Genomic DNA, 13155 nt, shown 5'->3' with positions numbered 1-13155 from the left:
TCATTGGCTGTGCCCCGAACCGCCCCGCCCACTCGCTTGCAGGAGAACGGCCATGAGCGCTGTGATCGATGACCATGGTCACGCAGGTGACCATGCCCACGGCCCCGCCAAGGGTTTGATGCGCTGGGTGCTGACCACCAACCACAAGGACATCGGCACGATGTACCTGTGGTTCGCCTTCACCATGTTCCTGCTCGGCGGCTCGTTCGCCATGGTGATCCGTGCCGAACTGTTCCAGCCCGGCCTGCAGATCGTGGAGCCGGCGTTCTTCAATCAGATGACCACCATGCACGGCCTGATCATGGTGTTCGGCGCGGTCATGCCGGCGTTCGTCGGCCTGGCCAACTGGATGATCCCGCTGATGATCGGCGCGCCGGACATGGCCTTGCCGCGCATGAACAACTTCAGCTTCTGGCTGTTGCCGGCGGCGTTCCTGCTGCTGGTTTCGACCCTGTTCACCCCCGGCGGCGGGCCGAATTTCGGCTGGACCTTCTACGCCCCGCTCTCCACCACCTACGCGCCGGAAAGCGTGACGTTCTTCATCTTTGCCATCCACCTGATGGGCATCAGTTCGATCATGGGCGCGATCAACGTGGTCGCCACCATCCTCAACCTGCGTGCCCCTGGCATGACCCTGATGAAAATGCCGCTGTTCGTCTGGACCTGGCTGATCACCGCGTTCCTGCTGATCGCGGTGATGCCGGTGCTGGCCGGTTGCGTGACCATGATGCTGATGGATATCCACTTCGGTACCAGCTTCTTCAGTGCGGCCGGCGGTGGTGACCCGGTGTTGTTCCAGCATGTGTTCTGGTTCTTCGGCCACCCCGAGGTGTACATCATGATCCTGCCGGCGTTCGGTGCCGTCAGCTCGATCATCCCGACCTTCTCGCGCAAGCCATTGTTCGGCTACACCTCGATGGTCTATGCCACTGCGAGCATTGCGTTCCTGTCGTTCATCGTGTGGGCGCACCACATGTTCGTGGTCGGCATTCCGCTGGTGGGCGAGCTGTTCTTCATGTACGCCACGCTGCTGATCGCGGTGCCCACCGGGGTCAAGGTGTTCAACTGGGTCAGCACCATGTGGCAGGGCTCGCTGACCTTCGAGACGCCGATGTTGTTTGCGGTGGCCTTCGTGATCCTGTTCACCATCGGCGGCTTTTCCGGGCTGATGCTGGCGATTGCCCCGGCGGACTTCCAGTACCACGACACCTATTTCGTGGTGGCGCACTTCCATTACGTACTGGTACCCGGCGCGATTTTCGGCATCTTCGCTTCGGCCTATTACTGGCTGCCGAAATGGACCGGCCACATGTACGACGAAACCCTGGGCAAGCTGCATTTCTGGCTGTCCTTCGTGGGCATGAACCTGGCGTTCTTCCCGATGCACTTCGTCGGCCTGGCCGGCATGCCGCGCCGGGTGCCGGACTACAACCTGCAGTTCGCCGACTTCAACATGGTCTCGTCCATCGGCGCGTTTATGTTTGGTGCCACGCAGATCTTCTTCCTGTTCATCGTCATCAAGTGCATCCGCGGCGGCCCGCCGGCGCCGGCCAAGCCATGGGATGGCGCCGAAGGCCTGGAGTGGAGCATCCCCTCGCCCGCGCCGTACCACACCTTCACCACGCCGCCGGAGGTCAAATGAACCGGTTTGCACGCATCTCCGGCGGGAGGGGGTGTCATGGCTGACTCCGTGCCGCTCAAGCGTCTGGTCACCCGCCTGCTGATCCTGGTGCTGGCGATGTTCGCCTTTGGTTTTGCCCTGGTGCCGATCTACGACGTGATGTGCAAGGCGTTCGGTATCAACGGCAAGACGGCCGGGCAGTATGAGGGCGAGCAGATCGTCGATCCGTCGCGCCAGGTGCGGGTGCAGTTCCTGTCCACCAATGCCATCGACATGGTCTGGGAGTTTCATTCCAAGGCCGATGAACTCGTGGTCAACCCGGGGGCGGTCAACGAGATGCTGTTCGTGGCCTACAACCCCACCGACAAGCCGATGACCGCCCAGGCGATCCCGAGCATTTCCCCGGCGGAAGCGGCGATGTATTTCCACAAGACCGAGTGTTTTTGCTTCACCCAGCAAGTGCTACAGCCAGGCGAGCGCATCGAAATGCCGGTGCGCTTCATCGTCGACCGCGACATGCCCAAGGATGTGAAGCATCTGACCCTGGCATACACGCTGTTCGATATCACAGCGCGCCAACCGCCCGTGGCTGTCCACAGCGGCGGCTAGCTACTGTTTGGGGCTCAATCAGGAGAGCGAATACATGTCGACTCATGATACGTACTACGTACCAGCGCAAAGCAAGTGGCCAATAATTGCCACGTTCGGCCTGTTGATCACCGTGTACGGCCTTGGCGTGTGGTTCAACGATCTGAAAGCTGCACGGCCAGAATCCCACGGGCCGTGGATCTTTTTCGTCGGAGGGCTGCTGTTGGCCTACATGCTGTTCGGCTGGTTCGGCGCGGTGATCAAGGAAAGCCGTGCCGGGTTGTACAGCGCACAGATGGACCGTTCGTTCCGCTGGGGCATGACCTGGTTCATCTTTTCCGAGGTGATGTTCTTTATCGCGTTCTTCGGAGCGCTGTTTTATGTGCGGCACATGTCCGGTCCCTGGCTGGGTGGCGAAGGCCATAAGGGCATCGCGCACATGCTGTGGCCGAACTTCGAGTTCACCTGGCCGTTGCTCAACAACCCCGATCCCAAGCTGTACCCCGCGCCGGAAGGCACCATCAGCCCGTGGGGGCTGCCGTTGGTCAACACCATTCTGCTGGTGAGTTCCAGCGTGACCATCACCATCGCCCACCATGCCCTGCGCAAAGGCCATCGCGGCGCGCTCAAGCTTTGGCTGGCGATCACCGTGCTGCTGGGCCTGGCGTTCCTCGGGTTCCAGGCCGAGGAATACATCCACGCCTATAAGGAGCTGGGCCTGACGCTCGGTTCAGGTGTGTACGGCGCGACGTTCTTCATGCTCACCGGCTTCCACGGTGCCCACGTGACCATCGGCACTATCATTTTGTTTGTGATGCTGATGCGCATCTTGCGCGGGCATTTCAATGCCGAGCATCAATTCGGCTTCGAAGCGGCCAGTTGGTATTGGCACTTTGTGGATGTGGTGTGGATCGGGCTGTTTTTCTTTGTGTATGTACTGTGAGGCGCCCTACCACGGCGCCTGAGACACCAGCTGGCCGCTGAAAAAGCCCCAGGCGATCAACGCCACGGTGATCACCGCCAGCACGACGCGTACGGTCAAGGCGGTGACGAGGCGATTGGAGTGGCCCTCGTCCTTGACCAGAAAGAACAGGCCACTGAACAGGCTCGCGACGGTCGCGATCAGCATCAGGGCGATGGCTGCTTTGAGCATGGTTGGGCTCCTGGCTTCGCTGGGCATTGAGGGGATGGGCGGGCAATGAAAACAAGTATAGCCAGCGCCATGAAACGCTTTCGCCCCGGCCTTGCACCCACGCTGGTGGTGTTGGTGTTGCTGCCGTTGATGGTGGGCCTGGGGTGCTGGCAAGTGTCTCGCGGTCATGAAAAGCAGCGACTGGTGGACAGCTATGCCGAGCGGCGCGTGGCCGAGCCGATCAGCGGCGCGCAGCTCAATGAACTGACCGATCCGGCCTTCCGCCGAGTGCATTTGCGTGGGTTGTTCGATGCCGAACACAGCGTGCTGCTGGACAACCGCATGCGCGACGGCAAGGCCGGTGTGGAACTGCTGCAACCCTTTCACGACCAGGCCAGCGGCCTGTGGCTGTTGCTCAATCGCGGCTGGCTGCCCTGGCCGGATCGGCGCAGGCCGCCGGTGTTCAGCACCCCCGAACAGGCGGTGAACCTCGACGCCTGGGTATACGTCGCGCCCGGCGAAACCTTCCAACTGCATGCCGACCCGGCGAGCACCCAATGGCCGCGTCTGCTGACGGCGTTGCATCCGGCGGCGTTATGGGCAGAGCTCGGTCGCAGCGGGTTTACCTACGAACTGCGCGCCGAAGCCGGGCCCGGTACGTACGAAACCACCTGGCCGATCGTGGCCATGGGCCCGGAAAAACATCTGGCCTACGCGGTGCAATGGTTCGCCATGGCGCTGGCGTTGCTGGCGCTGTACCTCTACCTCGGCTGGCATAACAAAAAGGAGAAGCCCCATGGGAGCGGCCATGAATCCACTCAACATGTCTGAGGTGCCCGACCGGCGCAAAGGTCGTTGGCAGTTGATCCTGATCCTGATGATGGTGATCGGCCCGATGGCGCTGGCCACCTTCATGTACAAGCTGCAGTTCTGGGTGCCGGACAGCCGCAGCTATCACGGCGAGCTGATCGGCAACGGCCAGACCCGCACCGACATCGGCGTGCAGGCCGATGAGCAACGCTGGCAACTGTTGGTCACCGCGCCCACCGCCTGCGCTGCGGATTGCCAGCAACTGGTGTACCTGGCGCGGCAACTGCAGATCGGCCTCGGGCGCGATGCCTCCCGCGCCAGTCACGCCCTGGCCAGCGCCCAGCCCCTCAGCACTGACTACGACGCCAAACTCAAGGCCGAGTACCCGCAATTGCAACGCTATCCGCTGGACCTGTCGACCTTCACCAAGGCCGCCGCTGCACCGGGCGAGGCGCAACTGTGGATCGTCGATCCCCATGGCAACCTGGTGCTGCGCTACGACGCCGGGGTCAATGGCAAGGACTTGCTCAACGACCTGCGCCACCTGCTGAAACTGTCGAACATCGGATGAGGGCATCGTCATGGCCAAACCTGGATTTCGCCTCGCGTTGTTTGCCACCTTGCTGGCGCTGATTGTGGTGCTGCTCGGCGCCTATACCCGCCTGACCCACGCCGGCCTCGGCTGCCCGGATTGGCCCGGTTGCTACGGCTTCATCAGCGTGCCGCAAAGCGAAGCGCAACTGGCCCATGCCGAGTTGCATTTCCCCGACACGCCGGTGGAGGCCGACAAGGGCTGGGCCGAGATGACCCATCGCTATTTCGCCGGCACCCTGGGCCTGCTGATTGTGCTGTTGGCGGCGCGTTCCTGGCGGCATCGGCGTGATCCCGGCCAGCCGCTGAAGTTGCCGCTGTTCCTGTTGGCGGTGGTGTTCGCCCAGGCGGCGTTTGGGATGTGGACGGTCACCTTGAAGCTGTGGCCGCAAGTGGTGACGGGGCACTTGCTGGGCGGTTTTGCCACCTTGAGCCTGCTGTTTCTGCTGACCCTGCGTCTGTCCGGCGTGCTCCCCGCGTTGATCGTGCCCAAGCGCCTGCAATATTGGGCCACTGCCGGGCTGGTGCTGGTGATCGGTCAGATCGCGCTGGGCGGCTGGGTCAGTTCCAACTACGCGGCGGTGGCCTGTGTCGACCTGCCGACCTGCCATGGCCAGTGGTGGCCGGCGGCGGACTTTGCCAACGGCTTTCACCTGACCCAGCACATCGGCCCCAATTATCTCGGCGGCCAGCTCGACAGCGAGGCGCGCACGGCCATTCACCTGACCCATCGCATCGGTGCGGTGCTGGTGAGCTTGGTGCTGCTGGGGCTGGCCTGGCAGTTGCGCGCGGTGGGCATGACGCGGCTCGCGGGTCTGCTGCTGATTGCCCTGGGTGCGCAAATCAGCCTGGGTGTGAGCAATGTGGCTTTCGGCCTGCCATTGCCGGTGGCCGTCGCTCATAACGCCGGTGGCGCCGCGCTGTTGCTGACGCTGGTGCTGGTCAATTACCACGCCCGCACCAGCCTGGTCCGGGTGCGCAATCAATTGCCGTTCGGCTGGCGCTTCAGCCCGCGCAAGCCGGCGTCGGGCCTTGTAACCCTTAAAGGAGAAATGCCATGGCGACCTTGATCGGCGCGCGTCACGGCCAGGCGATCTGGCGTGACTACCTGGAGCTGACCAAGCCGAAAGTGGTGGTGCTGATGCTCATCACCTCCCTGGTGGGCATGTTCCTCGCCACCCGCGCCGGGGTGCCGTGGACGGTACTGGTGTTCGGCAACCTGGGGATCGCCCTGTGCGCCGGCGGCGCGGCGGTGGTCAACCATGTGGTGGATCGGCGCATCGATGCGCTGATGGCGCGCACCCACAAACGCCCGCTGGCGCAAGGGCGGGTGTCGCCCATCGCGGCGTTGACCTTTGCTTTGGTGCTGGCGGTTGCCGGCCTGGCGTTGCTGCTGGCGTTCACCAATCCCTTGGCCGCCTGGCTGACGCTGGCCTCGCTGCTCGGCTATGCGGTGATCTACACCGGGTTTCTCAAGCGTGCGACGCCGCAGAATATCGTCATCGGCGGCCTGGCCGGCGCGGCGCCGCCGTTATTGGGTTGGGTCGCTGTCACCGGTCATGTCAGCGCCGAGCCGTTGCTGTTGGTGCTGATCATCTTCGCTTGGACGCCGCCGCACTTCTGGGCCCTGGCCATTCATCGCAAGGAGGAATACGCCAAGGCGGACATTCCGATGTTGCCGGTCACCCACGGCGAGCACTACACCAAGGTGCATATCCTGCTCTACACCTTCGCCCTGTTGGCGGTGAGCCTGATGCCCTACGTCATCCATATGAGCGGCCTGCTGTACCTGGTCTGCGCGCTGGTATTGGGCGGGCGCTTTCTGCAATGGGCCTGGGTGTTGTACCGTGGCGCTCAGCCGCACGCGGCGATCAGCACCTTCAAGTACTCTATCGCGTACCTGTTTTTGCTGTTTATCGCCCTGCTCGTAGATCACTACCTACTGTTGAACCTATGACTCGAACTCAAAAAACCGTCTTTATCCTGGTCGCCATCGTCGCGTTGATCATGGGCCTGACCGTCAACAAAGTGCTTTCGGGCAAAGGCCAGGGCGACCCCGCCGCGCTCATCGATGCTGGCATCATCCTGCTGCCGCAAAGCCGCCAGTTGCCGCCAGTGAGCATGACCAACCAAGACGGCCAGCCGGTGCTGGTCAATGAGTTGAAAGGCAAGTGGAGCCTGCTGTTCTTCGGCTACACCTTCTGCCCGGACATCTGCCCCACCACCCTCGCCCAGCTGCGCCAGATCAAGAGCGAGCTGCCCAAAGAGGCTGTGGATAAGTTGCAAGTGATCCTGGTCAGCGTCGACCCCAACCGCGACACCCCGACCCAGCTCAAGCAATACCTGGGCTACTTCGATCCGCAGTTCCAGGGCCTGACCGGCGCGAATGTGGACGATGTGCAAAAGCTCTCGAACGCCGTGAGCATCCCGTTCATCCCGGCGGACACCAGCAAGCCCAACTACACCGTCGACCACAGCGGCAACCTCGCGCTGATCGGCCCGGATGGTACGCAGCGTGGGTTTATCCGCGCGCCGTTGAACAATCAGAAGCTGATTGCGCAGTTGCCGGGGTTGTTGCAGCGTAAATAGCAGGCAAAAAAAAGTGGGAGGGGCAAACCCCCTCCCACTTTTTTTGATCGCTGGTGTGCTGGAGATCGAGTCGGATCAGAACGCCGGCAGGATCGCGCCTTTGTACTTCTCTTCGATGAACTTCTTCACTTCAGGCGTGTGCAGGGCGGCGACCAGCTTTTTCACTGCGTCCGAATCCTTGTTGTCTTCGCGGGTCACCAGGATGTTCACGTAAGGCGAGTCGTTGCCTTCGATGACCAGGGCGTCCTTGGACGGGTCCAGCTTGGCCTCCAGCGCGTAGTTGGTGTTGATCAGCGCCAGGTCGACCTGGGTCAGCACGCGCGGCAGGGTGGCGGCTTCCAGTTCGCGGAACTTGAGCTTTTTCGGGTTGGCGGTGATGTCCTTGATGGTCGACAGGATGTTGGTCGGGTCCTTCAGGGTGATCAGGTCGTGCTTGGCCAGCAGCAACAATGCGCGGCCGCCGTTGGTGGCGTCGTTGGGGATCACCACGTTGGCGCCGCTTGGCAGGTCTTCCAGCTTCTTGAACTTGCTGGAGTAGGCGCCCAGGGGTTCCAGGTGTACCGCGCCGACGCTCACCAGGTGAGTGCCCTTGGCTTTGTTGAACTCATCCAGGTACGGCTGGTGCTGGAAGAAGTTGGCGTCCAGGCGCTTTTCAGCCACTTGTACGTTGGGCTGCACGTAGTCAGTGAAGACTTTGACCTGCAGATCCACGCCTTCTTTGGCGAGCGCAGGCTTCACGAATTCGAGGATTTCGGCGTGGGGCACCGGCGATGCGGCGACCGTGATGGTTTCGGCGTGGGCGGAAAACGCCGCGACGGCAGCGAAGGCAACCAGTAGTTTTTTCATCCAGCAAGCTCCTTGTTCGGGCATCTGCCGGCCAGTGGCCGGCAATGGCCGTTATTTTCGAGAAAAGTGCACCACCAGCTTGTCGCCGACGGTTTGCAGAATTTGCACCAGCACCAACAGCATCACCACCGTGACCACCATTACGTCGGTCTGGAAGCGCTGGTAGCCGAAACGGATCGCCAGGTCACCCAGGCCGCCCGCACCGACCACGCCGGCCATGGCCGTGTAGGACACCAGTGTAATCGCCGTCACCGTAATCGCCGCGAAAATGCCGGGACGGGCTTCGGGCAGCAGGGCGTTGGTGATGATCTGGCGCGTCGTGGCGCCCATGGACTGGGTGGCTTCGATGATGCCGCGGTCCACTTCGCGCAAGGCGGTTTCTACCAAGCGTGCAAAGAACGGCGTCGCGCCCACCACCAGCGGCGGAATCGCCCCCGCCACACCCAGCGAGGTGCCGGTGATCAGAACGGTGAACGGGATCATCACGATCAGCAGGATGATGAATGGCAGCGAACGCAGGATGTTCACCACCAGCGACAGCAGCGCATACAACCCCTTCTGCTCGAACAACTGACGCGGGCTGCACAGGAACAACAGCACGCCCAGGGGCAAGCCCAGCAGCACGGTGAAGAACAGCGAACCGAACAGCATGATCATGGTGTCGCCGGTGGCCAGCCAGATCTCGGACCAGTCGATATTGGCGAAGAAACTCATCAGGACTTCCATCAGCGCAGCACCTCCATGTGGACGTCGGCGGCGGTGAAGCGCGCAAATGCGGCATCCATGTCGCCGCCGGTGACGGCGAGGGTCAGTTGCCCGTAGGGAATGTCTTTGATGCGGTCGATACGCCCGGCCAGGATGCTGTAGTCCACACCCGTTTCACGGGCGACGGTACCCAGCAGCGGCGCGTAGGTCGCTTCGCCCTGGAACGTCAGGCGCACGATGCGACCGGGGACATGGGCGAAATTATCGTGCTGCTCGTTTTCGTCGACCTGCTCGGCTTCCTGGACGAAACGCTTGGTGGTCGGGTGCTGGGGGTGCAGGAACACATCCGCCACCGAGCCTTGCTCGACAATCACCCCGGCGTCCATCACCGCCACCTGGTCGCACACGCGGCGGATCACATCCATTTCATGGGTGATGAGCACGATGGTCAGCTTCAATTCGCGGTTGATCTCGGCCAGCAGTTGCAGGACCGACGCGGTGGTCTGCGGGTCGAGGGCGCTGGTGGCTTCGTCGCACAGCAGGATCTTGGGTTTGGTCGCCAGGGCGCGGGCGATGCCGACGCGCTGCTTCTGGCCGCCGGACAACTGCGCCGGGTACTTCTTGGCATGGTCCGACAGACCGACCCGGGCCAGCAGTTCGGCAACGCGCCGGTCGATGTCCTTGCGCGACAGTTCGCCCGCCAGGGTCAGCGGCAGCGCCACGTTATCGGCGACGGTCTTGGAGGCCAGCAGGTTGAAGTGCTGGAAGATCATCCCGACCTGCTGACGGAAACGGCGCAGGCCGTTGGCGTCCAGTGCGGTGACTTCTTCACCGTCGACATTGATCTGTCCGCCGCTGGGTTGTTCCAGGCGATTGATCAGACGCAGCAAGGTACTTTTTCCCGCACCGGAGTGGCCAATCAGGCCAAACACCTGGCCGTTCTCGACGCGCAGGCTGGTGGGGTGCAGCGCGGGGATTTCCTTACCGGCGACGCGGTAGGTTTTATGGACGTTATGAAACTCGATCACGTAGCGAACCTTGTGGGGCGCATTGAAAAGGGATCAGCGGTTAGCCGGGCGCGCATTTTAGCCTGTCCGTTTAGCGTTTCTTAGCATTTATTTCGCATTCATCCAGCGATTGGGCAATAACGCGATCAAAGGTCATAAAAAAGGAACGGCGCAAAACTGTGTCAGTCACTACTTAGGCAACGCGATTTCCCGGGTGCCGTGCCTGGGGTTTTGCTCAAACGAGCCGGGGACCGCTCTGGCCACTTTGGATAAGGAGTTTTGACTGATGAGTACCAAGAAGCCAGCCACCCCGACGAAGAGTGAGCTTGCGGGCACCGATACCGTTGACCGTGGCAACACCAACGCCAAGCTGCAGGCCCTGGAGGCCTTCCGTTCCGACGCCACCGGCCAGGCCTTGCGGACCAATCAAGGCGTGAAGATTTCCGACAACCAGAACACCTTGAAAGCCGGCGCCCGTGGGCCGTCGTTGTTGGAAGACTTCATCATGCGTGAAAAAATCACGCACTTTGACCATGAGCGTATCCCGGAGCGCATCGTGCATGCCCGTGGCACAGGCGCCCATGGGTATTTCCAGACTTATGAAAACCATTCGACCCTGAGCAAGGCCGCTTTCCTGTGTAACCCAGCGCATAAAACCCCGGTGTTCGTGCGTTTCTCCACCGTGCAGGGCCCGCGCGGTTCGGGCGACACGGTGCGCGACGTGCGCGGTTTTGCGGTGAAGTTCTTCACCGACGAAGGCAACTTCGACCTGGTGGGCAACAACATGCCGGTATTTTTCATTCAGGATGCAATCAAGTTTCCCGACTTCGTCCACGCGGTAAAACCCGAGCCCCATAACGAAATTCCGACCGGCGGCTCGGCCCACGACACGTTCTGGGATTTTGTCTCGCTGCAGCCTGAATCGGCCCATATGGTGCTGTGGGCAATGTCTGACCGTGCCATTCCAAAAAGCCTGCGCGCCATGCAGGGTTTTGGCATCCATACCTTCCGCTTGATCAATACCGAAGGTCGGTCGAGCTTTGTGAAATTCCACTGGCATCCCAAAGTCGGCACCTGTTCCCTGGTGTGGGACGAAGCGCAAAAGCTGGCCGGCAAAGATACCGATTACCACCGTCGTGACCTGTGGGAAGCGATTGAGGGCGGCGATTACCCGGAGTGGGAGTTGGGGGTGCAGATCGTCGCGGAAGAAGACGAGCACAAGTTCGATTTCGACCTGCTCGATCCAACCAAGATCATCCCTGAAGAGTTGGTGCCGATTACGCCGCTGGGCAAGATGGTGCTTAACCGTAACCCGGACAACTTCTTCGCCGAAGTCGAGCAAGTTGCCTTTTGCCCTGGGCATATCGTGCCGGGTATCGACTTCACCAATGATCCGCTGCTGCAAGGCCGGCTGTTTTCCTACACGGATACCCAGATCAGCCGACTGGGTGGGCCGAACTTTCATGAGCTGCCGATCAATCGGCCCGTAGTGCCTTTCCATAATGGCCAGCGTGATGCCCAGCATCGCACCGTGATCGATAAGGGCCGAGCTGCGTATGAGCCGAATTCGATTGACGGCGGCTGGCCGAAAGAAACGCCGCCTGCGGCCCAGGGCGGTGGTTTTGAAACCTATTACGAGCGCGTCGATGCCAACAAGGTGCGCGAACGCAGTGAGTCGTTTGGCGACCACTTCTCCCAGGCCACGCTGTTTTTCAACAGCATGAGCCACCACGAGAAGGAGCACATCATCGCGGCCTACAGCTTCGAGTTGGGCAAGGTGGAGCGCGAGTTTATCCGCGTCCGTCAGGTCAACGAGATTCTGGCCAATATCGACTTGGAGCTGGCCAAGCGCGTTGCGCAGAACCTGGGCTTGCCGGCGCCGACCCAAGGCACAGTGCCGCCGCGCAAGACGTCGTTGAAAGCGTCGCCGGCGTTGAGCCAGGTGAACCTGCTGTCGGGCGATATCAAAACGCGCAAAGTGGCGATTCTTGTAGCCGATGGCGTAGATGGTGCGGCGATTGCGGCCTTGAAGAAGGCGCTGGAAGCCGAGGGTGCGCATGCCAAGCTGTTGGGGCCGACCTCGGCGCCGGTGACGACCGCCGATGGCAAGCACTTGAAGGTGGATGCCTCGATGGAAGGCATGCCGTCGATTGCCTTTGATGCGGTGTTTGTCCCTGGCGGGAAGGATTCGGTGAAGGCCTTGAGCGGTGACGGGGTTGCGTTGCACTTCCTGCTGGAAGCCTACAAGCACCTGAAGGCAATCGCGCTTGCCAGTGATGCCAAACCATTGTTGGATCTGCTCAAGCTTGAAGCGGATGCGGGGCTGATCGTGGGATCGGATGCCAAAGCATTCAAGGCGTTCTTTGCCGCGATTGCACAGCATCGGGTCTGGGATCGGGAGCCGAAGGCCAAGGCGATTCCGGCTTAAGTCATTGGTTGTTGTTCAGATCGCTATCGGGAGTAAGTCCCCTCCCACACTTGGAATGCATTTCAAATGTGGGGGGGGCTTGCTCCCGATGGTTTTATTCCGCCTTGCGCGGAATCAGTACGATCTGCGCCGGAATATTCTTCAGAATCTGCCGGTGAATCTTCAGGTCATACCCCGAATCGATACGCTTCACCCGTTTGCTCAGTAACGTGGCCAGCCATGGGTAATCCTGGGTACGTGGCGCCTGGATGCTCACATCGCACTGGTAATTCACCACGTCGGTGGCGATGGCATCCAACTGATGACGCAGTGCTTCGATGTCGGTGAGGTTCAGTGCCACGGTGGTGCTTTGTGCGGTCGGGTCGATGACTTTGGCGGCGGGCTTGGCTTCAGCGGCTTTAAGGGCTTCCTCGGCTTTATCCAGCTCGGCTTTGCGGGCGTGGGTAATGGCGCTATTGACGCCACCGGTCAGCGCCGGGGCCTTGGGCATCAGCGCGCGGGCACGGCTCAGGGCAGTGGCAGCGGCGTTGACATCACCTTTTTGCAGCACGATCTGGCTGCGCTGCAGATAGGCTTCGGCCAATTGGCGCTGGTAAGCCTCCAATGCCGGGTCGTTGGGCGATTGAGCCTGCAAGGCGGCCAACTGGTCTTCGGCGGTGGCCAGCTCGCTGCTGGCCAGGTTTCGTTCCAGCTGCGCGATGGCCGCAGCACGGGCGTCCGGGGCTTCGGGGGCGGCGGGCGGTGTACTCTGACAGGCGCCCAGCAGCAGGGAAAATGCGGCAAGGAGCAGATAACGGAAGGTGAACAGCTTCATTCCTGCGACTCTCTATTTGCGCAA

Annotated in this window: 14 protein-coding genes; 9 read left to right on the top strand and 5 right to left on the bottom strand. The window is 61.4% G+C overall.

Annotated elements, in window-relative coordinates; genetic code table 11:
• The first annotated feature begins 52 nt into the window (after positions 1-52).
• Genes ctaD through BLR63_RS22425 form a run of 3 tightly spaced genes read left to right on the top strand, consistent with a single transcriptional unit; the run spans position 53 to position 3152 of the window.
• Complete coding sequence (ctaD, locus tag BLR63_RS22435) at positions 53-1642, top strand: cytochrome c oxidase subunit I (protein ID WP_010566696.1); 1590 nt, start codon at positions 53-55, stop codon at positions 1640-1642.
• Between the two features lie 36 nt (positions 1643-1678).
• Positions 1679-2230, top strand: coding sequence for a cytochrome c oxidase assembly protein (locus BLR63_RS22430; RefSeq protein ID WP_010566697.1), 552 nt, complete (start codon positions 1679-1681; stop codon positions 2228-2230).
• Positions 2231-2264: 34 nt separating this feature from the next.
• A complete protein-coding gene (locus BLR63_RS22425) occupies positions 2265-3152 on the top strand; it encodes a cytochrome c oxidase subunit 3 (protein ID WP_010566698.1) in 888 nt (295 codons plus the stop codon).
• A gap of 6 nt (positions 3153-3158) precedes the next feature.
• Here BLR63_RS22425 and BLR63_RS22420 read toward each other — a convergent pair whose 3' ends face one another.
• Positions 3159-3362: a twin transmembrane helix small protein gene (locus BLR63_RS22420; protein WP_010566699.1), complete on the bottom strand. Its 204-nt coding sequence runs from the start codon at positions 3360-3362 to the stop codon at positions 3159-3161.
• A 45-nt stretch (positions 3363-3407) separates the two neighbouring features.
• Between BLR63_RS22420 and BLR63_RS22415 the strand changes: the two genes are divergently transcribed.
• Genes BLR63_RS22415 through BLR63_RS22395 form a run of 5 tightly spaced genes read left to right on the top strand, consistent with a single transcriptional unit; the run spans position 3408 to position 7331 of the window.
• Positions 3408-4172: an SURF1 family protein gene (locus BLR63_RS22415; RefSeq protein WP_042947326.1), complete on the top strand. Its 765-nt coding sequence runs from the start codon at positions 3408-3410 to the stop codon at positions 4170-4172.
• Positions 4138-4722, top strand: a complete 585-nt coding sequence (locus BLR63_RS22410; RefSeq protein ID WP_010566701.1) for a hypothetical protein — start codon at positions 4138-4140, stop codon at positions 4720-4722. Before BLR63_RS22415 ends, BLR63_RS22410 begins: the two co-directional genes overlap by 35 nt.
• A 10-nt stretch (positions 4723-4732) precedes the next feature.
• The gene (locus BLR63_RS22405) at positions 4733-5812 is read left to right on the top strand and encodes a COX15/CtaA family protein (RefSeq protein ID WP_010566702.1); all 1080 of its coding nucleotides are present in this window, start codon (positions 4733-4735) and stop codon (positions 5810-5812) included.
• Positions 5800-6699, top strand: a complete 900-nt coding sequence (cyoE, locus tag BLR63_RS22400) for a heme o synthase (RefSeq protein ID WP_010566703.1) — start codon at positions 5800-5802, stop codon at positions 6697-6699. Before BLR63_RS22405 ends, cyoE begins: the two co-directional genes overlap by 13 nt.
• Positions 6696-7331, top strand: coding sequence for an SCO family protein (locus BLR63_RS22395; RefSeq protein WP_010566704.1), 636 nt, complete (start codon positions 6696-6698; stop codon positions 7329-7331). Before cyoE ends, BLR63_RS22395 begins: the two co-directional genes overlap by 4 nt.
• Before the next feature lie 75 nt (positions 7332-7406).
• Here the strand turns inward: BLR63_RS22395 and BLR63_RS22390 are convergent, their stop codons facing one another.
• Genes BLR63_RS22390 through BLR63_RS22380 form a run of 3 tightly spaced genes read right to left on the bottom strand, consistent with a single transcriptional unit; the run spans position 7407 to position 9910 of the window.
• Positions 7407-8177: a MetQ/NlpA family ABC transporter substrate-binding protein gene (locus BLR63_RS22390; RefSeq protein ID WP_010566705.1), complete on the bottom strand. Its 771-nt coding sequence runs from the start codon at positions 8175-8177 to the stop codon at positions 7407-7409.
• Between the two features lie 51 nt (positions 8178-8228).
• Entirely contained in the window at positions 8229-8903 is a 675-nt protein-coding gene (locus BLR63_RS22385) for a methionine ABC transporter permease (RefSeq protein WP_010566706.1), read from the bottom strand.
• Positions 8903-9910: a methionine ABC transporter ATP-binding protein gene (locus BLR63_RS22380; RefSeq protein ID WP_010566707.1), complete on the bottom strand. Its 1008-nt coding sequence runs from the start codon at positions 9908-9910 to the stop codon at positions 8903-8905. The genes BLR63_RS22385 and BLR63_RS22380 overlap by 1 nt, the downstream gene beginning before the upstream one ends.
• 265 nt (positions 9911-10175) lie before the next feature.
• Between BLR63_RS22380 and katE the strand changes: the two genes are divergently transcribed.
• Entirely contained in the window at positions 10176-12317 is a 2142-nt protein-coding gene (katE, locus tag BLR63_RS22375) for a catalase HPII (RefSeq protein WP_010566708.1), read from the top strand.
• Between the two features lie 94 nt (positions 12318-12411).
• Here the strand turns inward: katE and BLR63_RS22370 are convergent, their stop codons facing one another.
• Positions 12412-13131: a PA5502 family lipoprotein gene (locus tag BLR63_RS22370; protein ID WP_010566709.1), complete on the bottom strand. Its 720-nt coding sequence runs from the start codon at positions 13129-13131 to the stop codon at positions 12412-12414.
• Between the last annotated feature and the right edge of the window lie 24 nt (positions 13132-13155).

Source organism: Pseudomonas extremaustralis (assembly GCF_900102035.1).
Lineage (GTDB): Bacteria > Pseudomonadota > Gammaproteobacteria > Pseudomonadales > Pseudomonadaceae > Aquipseudomonas > Aquipseudomonas extremaustralis.
This window is presented reverse-complemented; position numbering and strand designations above follow the sequence as displayed.